Source organism: Aeromonas sp. TS_SC_11, from assembly GCF_057318915.1.
On the sequence record NZ_CM170470.1, the window covers coordinates 1430099 to 1445279 of the forward strand.

16 protein-coding genes are annotated in these 15181 nt (G+C 60.3%); 10 read left to right on the top strand and 6 right to left on the bottom strand.

Annotation, left to right across the window (positions count from 1 at the left end):
- Positions 1–101: 101 nt before the first annotated feature.
- Together AC1P02_RS06730 and AC1P02_RS06735 are read left to right on the top strand one after the other, a co-directional pair.
- Positions 102–1073 (top strand): TAXI family TRAP transporter solute-binding subunit, encoded by a 972-nt coding sequence (locus tag AC1P02_RS06730; RefSeq protein WP_021140159.1) that lies wholly within the window; start codon positions 102–104, stop codon positions 1071–1073.
- Positions 1074–1176: 103 nt separating this feature from the next.
- Positions 1177–3729 (top strand): TRAP transporter permease, encoded by a 2553-nt coding sequence (locus AC1P02_RS06735; RefSeq protein WP_155602181.1) that lies wholly within the window; start codon positions 1177–1179, stop codon positions 3727–3729.
- A 165-nt stretch (positions 3730–3894) separates the two neighbouring features.
- Here the strand turns inward: AC1P02_RS06735 and AC1P02_RS06740 are convergent, their stop codons facing one another.
- Positions 3895–4047 carry a hypothetical protein gene (locus tag AC1P02_RS06740; RefSeq protein WP_005316486.1) on the bottom strand — a complete coding sequence of 51 codons (153 nt, stop codon included), beginning with the start codon at positions 4045–4047 and terminating at the stop codon, positions 3895–3897.
- Positions 4048–4221: 174 nt separating this feature from the next.
- On the opposite strand from AC1P02_RS06740, the gene AC1P02_RS06745 reads away from it, so the two are divergent.
- On the top strand, positions 4222–4848 hold the full coding sequence (locus AC1P02_RS06745; RefSeq protein ID WP_005316484.1) for a lysoplasmalogenase: 627 nt from the start codon (positions 4222–4224) through the stop codon (positions 4846–4848).
- A gap of 121 nt (positions 4849–4969) precedes the next feature.
- On the opposite strand, the gene AC1P02_RS06750 is transcribed toward AC1P02_RS06745, so the two are convergent.
- Together AC1P02_RS06750 and AC1P02_RS06755 are read right to left on the bottom strand one after the other, a co-directional pair.
- Positions 4970–6523, bottom strand: coding sequence for a DHA2 family efflux MFS transporter permease subunit (locus tag AC1P02_RS06750; protein WP_021140163.1), 1554 nt, complete (start codon positions 6521–6523; stop codon positions 4970–4972).
- Positions 6523–7575 (bottom strand): HlyD family secretion protein, encoded by a 1053-nt coding sequence (locus tag AC1P02_RS06755; RefSeq protein WP_096117695.1) that lies wholly within the window; start codon positions 7573–7575, stop codon positions 6523–6525. Before AC1P02_RS06755 ends, AC1P02_RS06750 begins: the two co-directional genes overlap by 1 nt.
- A 96-nt stretch (positions 7576–7671) precedes the next feature.
- Here AC1P02_RS06755 and AC1P02_RS06760 point away from each other — a divergent pair, with 96 nt between their 5' ends.
- Both AC1P02_RS06760 and AC1P02_RS06765 read left to right on the top strand, forming a co-directional pair.
- Positions 7672–8574 (top strand): LysR family transcriptional regulator, encoded by a 903-nt coding sequence (locus tag AC1P02_RS06760; protein WP_017413013.1) that lies wholly within the window; start codon positions 7672–7674, stop codon positions 8572–8574.
- Positions 8575–8693: 119 nt separating this feature from the next.
- Positions 8694–9008 carry a putative signal transducing protein gene (locus AC1P02_RS06765; protein WP_042467471.1) on the top strand — a complete coding sequence of 105 codons (315 nt, stop codon included), beginning with the start codon at positions 8694–8696 and terminating at the stop codon, positions 9006–9008.
- A 14-nt stretch (positions 9009–9022) separates the two neighbouring features.
- Here the strand turns inward: AC1P02_RS06765 and AC1P02_RS06770 are convergent, their stop codons facing one another.
- Positions 9023–10306 (bottom strand): dicarboxylate/amino acid:cation symporter, encoded by a 1284-nt coding sequence (locus AC1P02_RS06770; protein ID WP_017412345.1) that lies wholly within the window; start codon positions 10304–10306, stop codon positions 9023–9025.
- A gap of 208 nt (positions 10307–10514) precedes the next feature.
- Between AC1P02_RS06770 and AC1P02_RS06775 the strand changes: the two genes are divergently transcribed.
- Together AC1P02_RS06775 and AC1P02_RS06780 are read left to right on the top strand one after the other, a co-directional pair.
- Positions 10515–10760: a YecH family metal-binding protein gene (locus AC1P02_RS06775; protein WP_043141360.1), complete on the top strand. Its 246-nt coding sequence runs from the start codon at positions 10515–10517 to the stop codon at positions 10758–10760.
- 101 nt (positions 10761–10861) lie between these two features.
- Positions 10862–11461 (top strand): YhgN family NAAT transporter, encoded by a 600-nt coding sequence (locus tag AC1P02_RS06780; protein ID WP_485184662.1) that lies wholly within the window; start codon positions 10862–10864, stop codon positions 11459–11461.
- Positions 11462–11571: 110 nt separating this feature from the next.
- Here AC1P02_RS06780 and AC1P02_RS06785 read toward each other — a convergent pair whose 3' ends face one another.
- Positions 11572–12540 (bottom strand): LysR substrate-binding domain-containing protein, encoded by a 969-nt coding sequence (locus AC1P02_RS06785; RefSeq protein ID WP_429233842.1) that lies wholly within the window; start codon positions 12538–12540, stop codon positions 11572–11574.
- 272 nt (positions 12541–12812) lie between these two features.
- Here AC1P02_RS06785 and tatA point away from each other — a divergent pair, with 272 nt between their 5' ends.
- The 3 genes from tatA (at position 12813) to AC1P02_RS06800 (ending at position 14940) form a co-directional block, all read left to right on the top strand.
- The gene (gene tatA / locus AC1P02_RS06790) at positions 12813–12974 is read left to right on the top strand and encodes a twin-arginine translocase TatA/TatE family subunit (RefSeq protein WP_005316461.1); all 162 of its coding nucleotides are present in this window, start codon (positions 12813–12815) and stop codon (positions 12972–12974) included.
- A gap of 14 nt (positions 12975–12988) precedes the next feature.
- Positions 12989–13291 carry a YfcZ/YiiS family protein gene (locus AC1P02_RS06795; protein WP_005316458.1) on the top strand — a complete coding sequence of 101 codons (303 nt, stop codon included), beginning with the start codon at positions 12989–12991 and terminating at the stop codon, positions 13289–13291.
- Positions 13292–13518: 227 nt separating this feature from the next.
- Positions 13519–14940 (top strand): MltF family protein, encoded by a 1422-nt coding sequence (locus AC1P02_RS06800; protein ID WP_059168905.1) that lies wholly within the window; start codon positions 13519–13521, stop codon positions 14938–14940.
- Positions 14941–14964: 24 nt separating this feature from the next.
- Here the strand turns inward: AC1P02_RS06800 and AC1P02_RS06805 are convergent, their stop codons facing one another.
- Complete coding sequence (locus AC1P02_RS06805) at positions 14965–15111, bottom strand: hypothetical protein (RefSeq protein WP_005316451.1); 147 nt, start codon at positions 15109–15111, stop codon at positions 14965–14967.
- Positions 15112–15181: the final 70 nt, after the last annotated feature.

Sequence of the window (15181 nt, forward strand, 5' to 3'; positions counted from 1 at the left end):
TCTTGCATGAGGCAAGTTAGGCAAACCCTGCGCAGAACAGGGCGTTGTCGTACATTCATCCGGGAATCGGATGAGATAAATCAATGAAAAGGATGGAAAACATGAAAGGATTATCCTTGGCGTGCGCCCTGTCGGCGGCTCTGGTCGGTGCATCGTTTGGCGGCCAGGTACAAGCGCAGGAGCGCTTCGTGACCATAGGTACCGGCGGCCAGACCGGCGTCTACTATGTGGCGGGTCAGTCTATCTGTCGTTTCCTCAATCGCGGCGCTGCCGATCACCAGATCAAGTGCAACGCGCCAGCCAGTGGTGGCGGTGTTGCCAACGTCAACGGCATCCGCAGCGGTGAATTCAACTTCGGCATCATGCAGTCAGATCACCAGTTCAAGGCGATGAAAGGGCTGCCCCCTTTCCAGACCGAAGGGGCCATGGATGATATCCGTGCCGTCTTCTCCCTGCAGAGCGAGGTGTTCACCATTCTGGCTCGCAGCGATGCCAAGATCGCCAGTTTTGACGATCTGAAGGGCAAGCGCGTCAACATCGGCAACCCGGGCTCGGGTCAGCGTGACACCATGGAAGAGATCATGGCGGTCAAGGGCTGGAAGAAGGGTGACTTCGCTCTGGTTTCCGAGCTGAAACCGGCGGAGCAGGCTTCTGCACTGGGTGACAACAACATCGATGCAATGAGCTACTTCGTTGGTCACCCGAACGGTGCCATCCAGGAAGCCTCCACCACCACGGATGCCGTGCTGGTGCCGGTGACCGGCGAGGCTATCGACAAGCTGTTGGCAGAGAAGAGCTACTACACCAAGGCCGAGATCCCGGGTGGCCTCTACAAGGGCAGCGACAAGCCGACCCCGTCCATCGGTGGCAAGGCTGTGCTCTCCACCAGCGCCAAGGCCGATCCGGAAGTGGTCTATCAGCTGGTGAAGTCTGTCTTTGACAACCTGGATCGCTTCAAGCGCCTGCACCCTGCCTTTGCCGACCTGAAAGAGGCCGACATGATCAAGGTAGGGCTCTCTGCACCGCTGCATGAAGGGGCTGCTCGCTACTACAAAGAGCGCGGCTGGCTCTGATTGAGGGCCCAAGGGCCTTTGTCACTCCCTCGACACCCGTTGGCTGCGCTGTTTGTGGCGGCGGGTGTCGTTTTTGTTGTACTCGTTGGCACAAGTTAACCCTATGCAAGATAAACAACTCTCTACCGAGGAACTGATCGCCCAGGATGTGGGCGCTCGTCTGCCGCTTGGCCTCATGGGCTGGCTCATTACCGCCCTGGCGCTGGCCTGGTCCCTGTTCCAGCTCTGGATCGCCTCGCCACTGCCCTTCATGCTGGGTTTTGGCGTGCTCAATGATACCGAGACCCGCGCCATTCACCTCACCTTTGCCCTGTTGCTGGCCTATCTGGTGTTTCCGGCGTTTCGTACTTCACCCCGGGATCGAGTGCCGCTCAGCGACATGGCGCTGGGGCTGATTGCTGCCGGAGCGGCTTCTTATCTGTTCGTGATGTATGAAGCGCTGGCCCTGCGTCCTGGCAGCCTCACCACCTCGGACCTGATCACGGCCTGCATCGGCATTCCGTTGCTGCTGGAAGCGGCACGGCGGGCCCTGGGCCCCGCCCTGGCGGTCATCGCCCTGCTGTTCCTCGTATACAGCCTGGCTGGCCCCTGGATGCCGGGTCTGCTGGCTCACCGCGGCGTGAGCTTCACTGCCCTGGCTAACCACCAGTGGATCACCACGGAAGGGGTGTTTGGCATAGCTCTCGGCGTGTCGACCAGCTTCGTGTTCCTGTTTGTGCTGTTTGGTGCCCTGCTGGAGCGGGCAGGTGCCGGTCACTACTTTATCCAGCTCGCCTTCAGCCTGCTCGGTCACCTGCGCGGTGGTCCGGCCAAGGCGGCTGTGGTGGCCTCCGCCCTGACCGGTCTCATCTCGGGTTCGTCCATCGCCAACGTGGTCACCACGGGCACCTTCACCATCCCCATGATGAAGAAGGTGGGCTTCAGTTCAGAGAAGGCTGGCGCAGTCGAGGTAGCCTCCTCGGTCAACGGCCAGATCATGCCTCCCGTGATGGGGGCAGCGGCCTTCCTGATGGTGGAGTACGTGGGCATCCCCTACGTCGAGATCATCAAGCATGCCTTCCTGCCGGCGACCATCTCCTATATAGCGCTGCTCTATATCGTCCATCTGGAGGCGCTCAAGCTGGGCATGGAGCCCATCGGCAACCATCAGCCGAAACCATGGCTGCGTCGGCTGACCGGCTTCGCGTTCGGCGCCGCCCTCATCAGCGGCCTGTCGCTGGCGGTCTACTACGGCCTGGGTTGGCTCAAACCCGTGCTGGGTGACTATGCGCTGCCGGGCATTTCGTTGCTGCTGGCTGCCACCTATGTGGGCCTGTTGAAGATAGCTGCCAGCAATGAACCGCTGGCGGCGGAAGATCCCGACAAGCCGCTGCTCGAGCTGCCCAACACCCGCGCCGTGCTGCTCTCCGGCCTGCACTTCCTGCTGCCCGTGGTGGTACTGGTGTGGTGTCTGATGGTGGAGCGCCTATCGCCGGGCCTGTCGGCCTTCTGGGGCACCGTCATGCTGGTCATCATACTGCTGACCCAGCGGCCGCTGCTCAACTGGCTGCGTACCGATGGCAAGCATGACTACGGCTCGCTGCTCGATGGCATGGTGGATCTGCGGGAAGGGCTGGTCGCCGGTGCCCGCAACATGATCGGTATCGGCATTGCCACCGCCACGGCGGGGATCATAGTCGGTGCTGTCTCCCAGACAGGGGTTGGCCTGGTGCTGGCGGATCTGGTGGAGTTCCTCTCCATGGGCAACCTGCTGCTGATGCTGCTGCTCACAGCCCTGCTGAGCCTGATCCTCGGCATGGGGCTGCCCACCACGGCCAACTACATAGTGGTGTCCAGCTTGCTTGCACCGGTCGTGGTGACGCTTGGTCAGCAGAACGGCCTGATAGTGCCGCTCATAGCAGTCCATCTGTTCGTGTTCTACTTCGGCATCATGGCGGACGTGACGCCGCCTGTGGGTCTGGCCTCGTTTGCGGCGGCTGCCGTTTCCAAGGGCGATCCCATCAAGACCGGCATCACGGCCTTCTACTACAGCTTGCGCACTGCGGCGTTGCCCTTCCTGTTCATCTTCAACACGGATCTGCTGCTGATCGACGTGGACTTTGCCCATGGGGTGCTGATCTTCATTGTGGCGACCATCGCCATGTTGATCTTTGCCGCTGCGACCCAGGGCTGGTTCCTGGTGAAGAGTCGATGGTACGAGAACATCTTGCTGCTGCTGGTGGCCTTCACCCTGTTCCGTCCCGGTTTCTGGATGGACATGGTGCACGATCCCTATCGCAGTACACCGCCAGCCCAGCTTGCCCAGACCATGGGTGAGGTCGAGGCGGAAAGTACGCTGCGGCTGCGGATCCAGGGTGAGGATGGGGTGGGCAAGGCTCGCCAGTCTACCCTGTTGATTGCAGTACCGGATGGCGCCAATGGTGAAGAGCGGTTGGCGAATCTGGGGCTGACGCTCTATGAGCAGGATGGCAAGACCCTGATCGACAGCGTGACCTTCGGCAGCCCGGCGGCAGTGGCCGGCATGGAGTTTGACCAGGAGATCCTCTCCGTCAAGGCACCTACCGAGCGCTGGTCCAAGGAGCTGATGTGGTTCCCGGGCTTCCTGCTGTTCGGGCTGATCGTCTGGCTGCAACGGCGACGTGTGGTTCACCAATAAAAAATGCTAATAAAAACGGCGCCATCAAGGCGCCGTTTTTATTTTCCCAATCGGGGCTTATTCTTGCGGATCCTGTTCCTGCAGCAGGCTCAGGGTCTGTTGTGCCAGTAAACTGAGGCCCGGCAGCTCGCATGCTAGTCCCAGACGGCACATCGTGAGGGAGGGCTAGTTTGACTGAGCCTGCTGTTGCAACTGATCCAGCGCCTGCTGTTCTTGCGGACTGAGACCAAGCTGTTCGCAGGCCTGCTCGAAGCTGATCCCCAGATGGCACATCATGATATCGATAGCGGGCAGATAGTTTTTCATTTCGTCTTCCATGGTGATCCTCCAGACCCTTCCTTATGCCCTGACCAGGGCTAGCGGGCAATTAGACTTTAGGCGTAGGCTGCTCATTTGCTGAGCTCCCCTGCCACTGGCCGAGGGAATTTGCTACTCTGCTGCCAGTCAGAAGATGTTGCCGTATGACTGCGAGCAACACGTGAGGAGCAGGGCATGTTATTGAGTTTCTTGATCATCGCATCGGGCTGGTGGCACATTCGTGCGGCCTACGGCTCAGACTCCCGTCAGTTCTATATCAGCAAGCCGCTGACCATGTTGTTCATCATAGCGCTGGCGTTTGGCTATCAGAGCGATGACCATGACGGCTCACACGCCTGGATCCTGCTCGGGCTCTGCCTGTCGCTGGCCGGTGACGTACTGCTGATGTTGCCAAGGGATCGCTTCATTCAGGGACTGGCGGCATTTTTTGTCGCACACCTTTGCTACATAGTCGGCTTTGCCCAGGGACCCCTGGTGTTGAACCTGGTGGATGGTCTCTTGCTGCTGCTGGTGGCAGGCATGGTATTCGGCCTGCTGTGGGGCCGGTTGGGGGAGATGAAGATCCCCGTCTTCTGCTACATGCTGGTGATCATCGGCATGGCCTGGGTGGCCGCCGGTGCCTGGCACGCCTCCTTGACCGCGGGCAGTGCCGCCGCCCTGGTGGGGGCACTGATGTTCCTCTTTTCCGACAGCATGCTGGCGCTGGACAGATTCCGGCGTCCCTTTCCTCATGCCACGGCCTGGATCATGAGCAGCTACTTCGCGGCCCAGTTTCTGATCGCAGCCTCCCTGGCGGGGTGAAGAAGCGCCGGTCTCTTTCGTCACTTGCACCTGATCCCTCAGGTTCGCTGACGGGCAGCTGATCACCAGCAAGAAAAATGGGCCTGTTGGCCCATTTTTTGTGTCTGTTTTTACGCCTCTGCTATGCCTCGAGCGGCTCGGCATCGGCCGCTCTGGGGGCTGGCTGCTTGAGCAGCAGCATCAGGGCGCTGGCGATCAGCAGGAAGATCCCCATCACGTAGAACACCTGGTTGTAAGCCATGATGGCCGCCTCGCGGCTGATGGTGTTCGACAGCATGGCCTGGGCCTGCTGTTGGGCCAGCTCGGGACCCGAGCCCTGCGCCATCATGCTCCGGGCCAGCTGCAGCAGGTAGCTCTGCCCTTCGATGCTGCTGGCGGCCAGCGTACTGCTGATCTGGCTGACATGGACGCGGGTGTCGTTGTCGATCAGGGTCGCTATGATGGCGATGCCAAAGGCACCCCCCAGGTTGCGCAGCACGTTGAGCAGGGTCGAGGAGGAGGGGATCTCGTCGTGACTCAGGCTGGCTGTCGCCACCAGAGAGAGCGGCACCATGATGAAGGGTTGACCCAGGGCCCGCACTATCAGCGACTGGATAAGCTGGGGGCCGGCGTAGTCGGCACTCATGTTCATGTTCATGAAGCAGCTGATGGCAAATACCAGAAAACCGAAGCTCACCAGATAGCGCGGGTCTATCTTGTGGGTCAGCTTGGGCACCAGCGGTAACACCAGCAGTTGGGGCAGCCCCATCCACATCAGCACCTCACCGATTTCCAGCGCGTTGTAGTTGTGGATCTGCGCCATGTAGAGCGGCAGCACATAGATGGAGCCCATCAGCGCCATGCCGAGCACCAGATAGGCAAAGCAGGCCAGCGCGAAGCGCGGGTTGTGCAGCAGCCGCAGGTTGACCAGCGGATGGCGTCTGAGCAGCTGGCTGATGACGAAGAACACCAGGGCCACCACAGAGATGACGGTGAGCCGCACTATGAAGCTCGAGCCAAACCAGTCCTCTCTGTTGCCCTCTTCCAGCACCACTTCCAGCAGACCCAGTCCCATCGCCATTGTGATGATGCCGATGAGATCCACCTGCTTGATCACGGTCCAGTCGACCGGCTTCTTGTCCAGACCATGGGCCAGCATGGCCATTACCAGCAGGCCGGGCGGTACGTTCAGGTAGAAGATGTAGTGCCAGGAGAGCTGCTCCGTCAGCCAGCCACCCAGAGTCGGACCTATGGCGGGGGCGAAGGTGGCACAGAGGCCGAACAGTGCCATGCCGGTCGCTCGCTTGTGCAGTGGCAGCAGGCTGACGATGAGGGAGAAGGCCATGGGGATCAGCGCCCCGCCGGTGAAACCCTGCAGCGCCCGGAAGACGATCATGCTGGTGAGGTTCCAGCTGAACGAGCAGAGCACGGAGGCGACGATAAAGGCCCCCGTGGTCCACAACAGGTAACGACGCACACTCAGACCCCGACTCAGCCAGCCGCTCAGGGGAATGGCGATCATCTCCGCCACCAGATAGGAGGTGGAGATCCAGGAGCTCTCGCTCAGGGTGGCCGACAGGGCCCCCTGAATATCCTTCAGGGAGGCGTTGGTGATCTGGATGTCGAGGATGGCCATGAAGGCGCCAATGAGGCCCCCCATGACGGCGATCCAGTTGCGACGTGGAATGGGTTCCATCAGTTGGCTGCCACCAGGGCGGCAGGATCACGGGTATCCACTATCACCTCGGTGGAGAGGCCCGGCAGCAGCTTGCCTGCCAGGGCACCCGGCTCGGGGATGCGGATCTTGACCGGTACCCGCTGCACTATCTTGGTGAAGTTGCCGGTGGCATTCTCCGGTGGCAACAGGGCGAATCTGGCGCCGGTGGCGGGGGCCAGGCTGTCGATGATCCCCTCGACCGGTTGATCCGGATAGGCGTCAAGGATCACTTTGACCTTCTGGCCCGGTTGCATATGGTGCAGCTGGGTCTCCTTGAAATTGGCCTCGACCCACACCTGTTGCAGTGGCACCAGACTGGCGACCTGCATGCCGGACTGAACGTAGAGCCCTGCCCGCAGACTGCGTTTTCCTATGATGCCGTCAGCCGGTGCCCGCAACTCGGTATAGCTCAGCTCCAGTCTGGCTTGTTCCAGTTGCGCCTCGCTCAATGCCAGCCTGGCCTGATTCTGCTTGGCCTCGGCATCCAGCACCAGCAGGCGTTCACGGGCGGCTTGCAGGGCTGCCCTGGCTTCCTGTTCCTGCGCCTGATTGACTTGCAGTCCGGCCCGCACTTCATCCAGGCTGTCTTGCGAGCTGTAATGGCGCTGGTTGAGCTGGCTTACCCTTTGCACCTGTTGTCTGGCGCGCACCTGCTCGGCATTGGCGGAGGCGACCTTGGCCTCGGCCTGACGGATCAGGCTCAGTTGCTGGGTCCGGGTCGCGGCCAGATTCTCGGCGGTCGCCTGATTGAGGTGCAGGTCGGCCTCGGCCTCGGCCACCCTGGTCTTGTACTCCCGATCGTCCAGTCGGGCGATCAGCTGACCGGCCTTCACCGCCTGGTTGTCGGTGACCAGCACCTCACTGATGTAGCCGGGCAGCTTGGATCCGATCCCGGTCACTTCGCTCTGCAGGTAGGCGTTGTCGGTACTCTCGAAATAGCGGCCATGCAGATACCAGTAACCGGCGAACAGCAGGCCGAGCAGGGCCAGCACCATGGCGGCCAGCAGGGGGATTTTCTTGTGTTGGCTCATTTTGGGGATTCCTGAACTTAAGCAGTGCAGGCTAACACTGGCCAACTGTTTCGATTAGTATCCATTAATGAGATATACAGTTTCACTGGTGCAACAATGGATCTGAACGCTGCCTTGATCCTGGTGCGGATCGTCGACAAGGGCTCCTTTACTGGGGCTGCCCAGGATCTGGGCATGACCAAGGCGACCGTGAGTCGCCGTATCGCAGAGCTGGAGCAGCGCCTCGGCGTACGACTGCTCTACCGCTCAACCCGTCAGCTCACCCTGACCGAGGCCGGTGAGCAATACTATCTGCGCTGCAGCAAGGCAGTGGATGAGCTGGCTCAGGCCGAGCTGATGGTGAGCGCCAGCCAGCAGGAGGTGACCGGCATTCTCAAGCTGGCGGTACCCATCGAGACGGGGCAGCTGGTGGTGGGTCGGCTGGTGGCCAAATTTCTGCAAGTTTATCCGGGGCTGCAGGTGGAGCTGGAGCTGACCAATCGCATCGTGGATCCCATCAACGAGGGGCTGGACGCCATAGTGCGCATCGGCGACATGAGCGATTCCAACCTGGCGGCGCGGCGGCTGTGGAGCACGGAACGGCTGCTGTGTGCCAGCCCGGATTATCTGGCCCGCAGTCCGGCCATCACTCATCCCGAGGATCTGGTGCGCCATGAAAGGGTGGCGGTGAGCAGCGGGTTTCTGGCTTCGCACTGGTGCTTCGAACTGGATGGAAGAGAGGTGCTGGTTGACCCTCCCTCCCGCTTTAGGGTTAATAATATAACCTGTGCCAGAGAGGCAGCGAAGGCGGGGCTCGGGCTCGCCTCCCTGCCTGCCATGCTTTGCCATGAGGAGCTTGCCAGCGGCGCCCTGGTGCCCCTGCTGCCCGAGTGGCAGCAGCCAAAGGTGCCGATTTATCTGTTGTTCCCGGAGCGGCGGCTGATGCCGCGCAAGTTGCGGGCCTTTATCGATTTTATGGTGGCGCAGGGGGCCGATTACGGGATAGACAACTTGCTGTGACAGGCAGGTCAGGGGACGGGGAAGCCATGGATCATGGGATCCAGGTTCGATCCCGAGGATGGAAGAGGGGCATGGTGTCAGCTAGACATGGCATCAACAAGCGGTTGCAGGGGGAAGGCATGGATCAATGGATCAATCTTTATCGGGCTTCCCATTCGCTGGAGGCCCATGCCCTGAAAGGGGCGCTGGAAGTGGAAGGGGTACTGGTGCGACTCAACGGCGAGGCCCTGTCGGGGGCGCTGGGCGAGCTGCCGGTGGATCTGTTGCAGGTGACCCTGATGGTGCGCGAGCAGGATCGCAGCAAGGCAGGACGGGTCATCGAACGTTATCAGCAGCGCCAGGGCAATGGCTGGCTCTGCGGTCAGTGCGGGGAGGAGAACGGCGCCAACTTTGAGGTCTGCTGGCGCTGTCATCACGATCCCCACGATAGTTAATCCCTCACCCTGCCTCAGCGCAGGGTGAAGTCGATATCATCTCCTGCGCTGGCGTCGTGATAGGTCGCCAGATCCAGCTCCTTCTCGCTGCGAGCAATCAGCACGGACACCAGAATATCGCCGGACACGTTGACCGTGGTACGCGCCATGTCGAGGATCCTGTCGATCCCGGCGATGAGGGCTACCCCTTCCAGCGGCAACCCTACCGCAGTAAGCGTCAGGGTCAGCAACATGAGCCCAGTGCCCGGTGTGCCTGCGGTACCGATACTGGCCAGGGTGGCGATGCTGATGATGGTCAGGTAATCCACCATGTGCAGATCCACGCCAAATGCCTGGGCCACGAACAGGGCTGTGACTCCCTGGTAGAGGGCGGTGCCGTCCATATTGATGGTGGCGCCGATGGGCAGCACCTTGGCGGTGATGGCGGGTGAGACCCCGAGCCGCTTCTCGGCGCAGGCCAGACTGATGGGCAGTGTGCTGCTGCTGGAGCTGCTGGTGAAGGCCACGGCCTGGGCATCGACGATGCTCTTGAAGTAGTGCAGCGGGTTGAGCCGCGCCAGCAGGATGAGCAGGCTGCTATAGACGCCAAGCACATGGAGCAGGCAGCCGAGATAGACGGCGCCGATCACCTTGAGCAGCGGCAAGAGCAGACTCACCCCGTATTTGCCTGTCATCCAGGCCATCAGGGCGCAGACCCCGTAGGGCGCCAGCGCCATGACCATCTGGGTCAGCTTGAACATTCCCTCCGCCAGCGAGGTAAAGAAGAGGATGGCGGGGCGACCGCGTCGGCCTGTGGCGTTGAGGGCGAGGGCGAGGGCGACCGCAAAAACGATCACCTGCAGTATCTTGCCATCCACCATGGCCTGCACAGGGTTGCGTGGTACCAGATGGCTCAGCACGCTGGCCAGGGTTGGCTGTTCCGCCATGCCGACCCGCTCATAGGGCCCCATGTTGGCGCCCATGCCGGGTTCCAGCAGCCAGCCCATCATCAGACCGATGCAGATGGCGATGGCGGTGGAAAAGAGATAGAGGCCTATGGCCTTGCTGCCGATCCGATCCAGGCTCTTGCCCTTGAGCAGGGAGGTGAGGCCGGCGATGACAGAACAGAAGATGAGCGGCACCATCAGCATCTGTATGGTGTTGACGAACAGGACGCCAAGGGGCTTGAGCTGCAACGCCTGCTCACTGAAGCCGAGTCCCAGCCCGATCCCCGTCAACATGCCGATCAGGGTTTTCAACCAGAGGGGACGGCGGGTCCAGATCCGCCAGGGCTTGAAAGCCAATCCATGGAACAGCATGACGCCAATGTCCTTATATTCTGTCTGCGATGGCAAAAAGGGGCGTTAGTGTAGCCATCCCCTTGTCAGGTTGCCACATTATCGACAAAGCGGTACTCACGACCAGCTTGCTATGAGGGAAATCGGCAATTTATTGGCCTATATCAAGGTCGTCAGCGGCGGTGCGGGATTTAATGGACATCAAATATGTCTATTAAAGAGGTTTGCAATGACTCAATCGGTACACGGTCACGAGGTGATGGAGATGATGCTGGCACAGGGTGGCCAATTTACCCGGGCCAGCCTCAAGCAGGCGATCGATGCGCGCTTTGGTGCCGACGCCCGTTTCCATACCTGCAGCGCCAGCGAGATGGATGCTGATGCGCTGATCGCCTTCCTGGCCCAGCGCGGCAAATTCATCGAATCGGAGCAGGGTTTCCAGACCCACGCCGACAAGATCTGCAACCACGGGTGATCCCCTGCGGCGAGCGGTCTGTGACGCTCGCCGAATCCCGTCGCCTTTGTTATATTTCGCCCTCTTTCCCCTCCTTGTTGAAGGCTTAGCCTGGGCGTTGTATGGACACTTTCTCCGCTGCCGTCATGTTGTTTCTGATCATGGATCCGCTGGGCAACCTGCCGGTCTTCCTGTCGATTCTGCGTCATATTGATCCCAAGCGGCGGCGCAAGGTGATGATGCGGGAGCTGTTGTTCTCCCTCGCCATCATGATGGCCTTCCTGTTCGCCGGTCAGCAGATCCTGAATTTCCTCAATCTGCGCCAGGAGGCAGTCAGCATAGCGGGCGGCATCATATTGTTCCTCATCGCCATCAAGATGATCTTCCCGAGTGAAGGCGGGGTGACCGGGCTGGCGGCGGGCGAGGAGCCCTTCCTGGTGCCCATGGCCATCCCCATGATTGCCGGTCCGTCCATTCTTGCCTCCCTGTTGCTGCTGGCAAACCAGGAGCCGACCCGGATGACGGATTGGTCGCTGGCTCTGTTGATGGCCTGGGGTGCCAGCGCAGTGATCCTGATGTTCTACGAGGTATTCAACAAGCTGCTGGGTGAACGAGGACTCATAGCCGTGGAGCGCCTGATGGGCATGCTGCTGGTGATGATTGCGGTGCAGATGCTGCTGGACGGTGTCCACCACTATCTGGCGGTGACGGGTCAGGGTTGACGGTCAGGCTCTCCCCTCGCCAACACTGATCATCAGGCCAGTCGTTGGCGGCGGTGTCCGGCTCACTCATGATGAGGAAGGCCGGGTGTTCTCTTGCTCGGTGCTGATAGTCAGGAGGGCTCGGTTGCCGAGGGTTCCAGCTTGCTCATGATGAGGGCGAGCAGTGTCTCCCGTAACCAGCGGTGGCCCGGGTCCTCTTCGTGGCGCTGATGCCAGATGAGCAGGTGGGAGATGCTGTCGAGTGCAATGGGCAGCGGCAGCGGTACCAGCGGATAGACCTGGGTGGCGTGGCGTGCATAGAGTCTGGAGAGGGTCACTATCATGTCCGAGTGCATGCCCATCCGCAGCGCGGCCTCGAACGAGGGCACGGTTGCCTCAATCCGGCGGTAGAGATCCATCCCCGCCAGCTTGTGATCCAGCATCCAGCGATCCCGTCCCTCGCAATAGGTTTGCACATGGGGATAGGCCAGGTAGCGGGCGAGGTCCCATTCGGGTTCGTGCAGGGCAGGGTGATCGTGCTGCACCAGACAGGTGAGATCATCGATGGCGAGCAGCCGCTGGCAGATGGCGTTGGGCAAGGTATCGAGCCGAAAGTCCGAGCTGATGCAGTTCTCCCGCACCGTGAAGGCAATATCCACCTGACCCTGGCTCATTTCGGTCAGGCTGTTCTCGGTCCACTCCTCGTAGCGCAGCCGTATGCCCGGTGCCTGGCGTTTCAGCTCGCTCAAATAGAGCGGGGCAAACAGGGTGAAGGCGCTGTCCATGCTGGCGATCACAAACTCCCGCTCTGTGCTGGCCGGCTCGAAATCCGGCGGCTGGATCAGGTTGTCCAGGGACAGCAGTATGGGTTGCAGTTGCTGTTGCAGCACCAGAGCGCGGGCCGTGGGTTCCAGCCCGTAGGCGGAGCGCACGAACAGGGGATCGTCGAAGGTTTCCCGCAGGCGCCCCAGGGCCTTGCTGACGGCTGACTGGCTCAGATGCAGGCGACGGGCTGCCCGGCTACCATTCCGCTCTTCCAGCAAAACTTGCAGGATAATCAATAGATTGAGGTCGATACGCCCCAGCTGTTCCAACAACATGATATGAATCCCTTTCAATTCTTAGATGAATTTATACCATTTGTTTTCATATCTTGGCGACCCTATGCTCGGTTCGTCTCTCGCCTTCATGGCGGCTGGTACAGGATGTAGCGGTTGAGGGGACAAGTAGCATCAATTCATACGGCGACCCTGGGTCGCCGTATTTTTTTGGTGATTTATTTGCAAACTTGCACCTGTCTTGATTTTGCCCAACAATCCTTGCGCCTTCTTTTGATACAAACAAAGCGTATCTATCAGTCAGGAGTATCCCGATGGGACTCGGTGGAATTCATATCTGGCATTTGTTGATCCTGCTCGTGGTGGTGGTCGTGGTGTTTGGCAGCAAACGCCTGGCCGGCGCCGGTGAGGATCTGGGCACCGCCATCAGGGATTTTCGTAACGCCTTGCGTGACGATGCCAATCATCCGAAATAAGTAGGAGTGGAAGTATGTCTGTAGACGAGAAAGTTGAATTGAACGAAACCTGCGACAGCTGCGGCTGTTTTGCCGAGATCGGTACCATCATTGGTGAAGGTGACGATCTGATGGAGCTGGTGATCGAAGCTGCAACAGAAGCCGATGCCCGCGCCAAGCTGGCGGCCTATGAGGCGCTGGCCAAGCAGGTGACTGCCGAAGCCATGATCAGCAGCGAGCTGAGCCAGGGTGCCAGCGGCGTGATCCTGAAGGCCCGGTTGCAATTCACCTGCACCGCCGAAAAGCTGATTTTCGAGCTGCGCGCCCGCTCTATCTGAGCCCGGTAGTGACACGGCGGGTTCGCCTGCCGTGTTGACCCTTCTGCTGTGGGTCTGCGTTCTATAGTTAGTTATCCCACAGACGGTTTGCCCGGCGGGAGTCGGCCAACAGAAGGCGTACACATGATGACGCGGCGAGATCTCTGCCGTGAATCCCACCTTCTATAACGACTTATCCTGCTGACCAACAGTCCGGTGCTACCTGGTCCACAGAAGGCGATTACATCATGATGCAGCGATGGATCTGGGGCCTGCTGGCCCTCTGCTGTCTTCCTCTGCTGGCGGCGGACCTCAAGCCACAGCGCTTGCCCCAACCCGGGGATCTCGAACATATACTGCAAAAGAAAGAACTCAGGGCCCTGGTGGTCTATGAGCGGGGTTTCTTTTTTCTCGATAAAGGCGCCCAGCACGGCATTCTGGTCAATCAGCTGCAGGGTTTCGAGCGCTGGTTGAACCAGACCTACCTCGCCAGGGAGCAGATCAAGCTCAAGATCATCTACATACCGGTGCGCCAGGACAAGCTGCTGGACTACCTCACAGAGGGGCGTGGTGATCTGGTGGCGGCCAACATGACGGTGACCCCGACCCGGCGCGAGCAGGTGGCCTTCTCCAATCCGGTGATCACCCCCATCGAAGAGTGGATCGTGAGTCAGCACGCTCTGCCGACGTTCAACCGTATCACCCAGCTTTCCGGCCGGCGCGTCTGGGTGCGGGCCAGCTCCAGTTATTACGAGAGTCTGCGCCAGCTCAACTGGCTGTTTCGAGAGCTGGGGCTTCCCCCCATCTATATCGAGACTGTCCCCGAATACCTGCAGGATGTGGATCTGCTGGAGATGGTGGCGGCAGGCATCATACCCCTCACCGTGACCGACAGCTTCAAGGGGCGCATCTGGCTTGGGATGATCAGCGGCCTCAGGGCCCACAAGCTGATCCCGCTGCGGGATAATGGCCGCAGTGCCTGGGCCCTGCGTAAAAACAGCCCCGAGCTGCTCAAGGCGGTCAACGGTTACCTGGCCGATACGGGCAAGCACTCCCTCTACAACGACATGACATTGCGCCAGTTGCTGGTGCGCAGCGACCAGATGAGCAATATTCTGGCGCCCGATCCCATGGGGCGGCTCTCGACCATCCGCAAGGTGCTTGAGCAGTATGCCGACAAGTATCAACTGGACTGGCTGATGCTGGCGGCACTGGCCTACAAGGAGTCTGGGCTCAATACCGGCGCGCGCTCGGGACGGGGGGCCGTGGGGATCATGCAGCTGTTGCCGAGTACCGGCAGCGAGGTGGGCATACGTGGTGCCAGGTTAGCCAGTCTGGAGGGCAATGTAGAGGCGGCTTGCCGCTATCTGCGGCTGATCCTGGACACCTATTTCAACGATCCTGCGCTGGATCAGCTCAATCGCCACCTGTTTGCACTGGCTGCCTATAATGCCGGACCGAACCGGGTACAGGCACTCAGGGCCAAGGCGCAAGCCGCCGGGCTGGATCCCAACGTCTGGTTTGGCAACGTGGAGCAGCTGGTGGCCAACGAGGTGGGGCAGGGCCCCATCAACTACGTCAGTACCATCTACAAGTACTATGTTGCCTATCGCTTCAGCCTGCCACAGCTGGAGGGCAAGGCGGCCGCCATCGAGGCGGCCCGGCCCTGATCACCCCACCGGTCAGGGGGATCTTTAGTGGGGCTGCTCGGGAGAAGAAAAGGGTTCCCAGCCCTGATCCCTGTGTTGCAGATACCAGGGTGTCAGCTGGCCGGTCGGGGAGGGATCCGGCTGGCTGGCTTGCGGTCGATAGCTGATGGCAGGGCGATCACTGAGTTCCATGGTAAATTCCTTTATCCACATTCCAACGAGGCCTGTAGCCAGCGTTATGCCATTCCTCCATGACAAGCAG

Excerpts from the sequence above, each read along its gene's own strand:
- AC1P02_RS06740 (WP_005316486.1), bottom strand. The coding sequence starts at position 4,047 with ATGGAAGACGAAATGAAAAACTATCTGCCCGCTATCGATATCATGATG.
- AC1P02_RS06730 (WP_021140159.1), top strand. The coding sequence starts at position 102 with ATGAAAGGATTATCCTTGGCGTGCGCCCTGTCGGCGGCTCTGGTCGGT.
- AC1P02_RS06805 (WP_005316451.1), bottom strand. The coding sequence starts at position 15,111 with ATGGAACTCAGTGATCGCCCTGCCATCAGCTATCGACCGCAAGCCAGC.
- AC1P02_RS06800 (WP_059168905.1), top strand. The coding sequence starts at position 13,519 with ATGATGCAGCGATGGATCTGGGGCCTGCTGGCCCTCTGCTGTCTTCCT.
- AC1P02_RS06735 (WP_155602181.1), top strand. The coding sequence starts at position 1,177 with ATGCAAGATAAACAACTCTCTACCGAGGAACTGATCGCCCAGGATGTG.
- AC1P02_RS06780 (WP_485184662.1), top strand. The coding sequence starts at position 10,862 with ATGGACACTTTCTCCGCTGCCGTCATGTTGTTTCTGATCATGGATCCG.
- AC1P02_RS06775 (WP_043141360.1), top strand. The coding sequence starts at position 10,515 with ATGACTCAATCGGTACACGGTCACGAGGTGATGGAGATGATGCTGGCA.
- AC1P02_RS06795 (WP_005316458.1), top strand. The coding sequence starts at position 12,989 with ATGTCTGTAGACGAGAAAGTTGAATTGAACGAAACCTGCGACAGCTGC.
- AC1P02_RS06755 (WP_096117695.1), bottom strand. The coding sequence starts at position 7,575 with ATGAGCCAACACAAGAAAATCCCCCTGCTGGCCGCCATGGTGCTGGCC.
- AC1P02_RS06770 (WP_017412345.1), bottom strand. The coding sequence starts at position 10,306 with ATGCTGTTCCATGGATTGGCTTTCAAGCCCTGGCGGATCTGGACCCGC.
- AC1P02_RS06785 (WP_429233842.1), bottom strand. The coding sequence starts at position 12,540 with ATGTTGTTGGAACAGCTGGGGCGTATCGACCTCAATCTATTGATTATC.
- tatA (WP_005316461.1), top strand. The coding sequence starts at position 12,813 with ATGGGACTCGGTGGAATTCATATCTGGCATTTGTTGATCCTGCTCGTG.
- AC1P02_RS06745 (WP_005316484.1), top strand. The coding sequence starts at position 4,222 with ATGTTATTGAGTTTCTTGATCATCGCATCGGGCTGGTGGCACATTCGT.
- AC1P02_RS06750 (WP_021140163.1), bottom strand. The coding sequence starts at position 6,523 with ATGGAACCCATTCCACGTCGCAACTGGATCGCCGTCATGGGGGGCCTC.
- AC1P02_RS06765 (WP_042467471.1), top strand. The coding sequence starts at position 8,694 with ATGGATCAATGGATCAATCTTTATCGGGCTTCCCATTCGCTGGAGGCC.
- AC1P02_RS06760 (WP_017413013.1), top strand. The coding sequence starts at position 7,672 with ATGGATCTGAACGCTGCCTTGATCCTGGTGCGGATCGTCGACAAGGGC.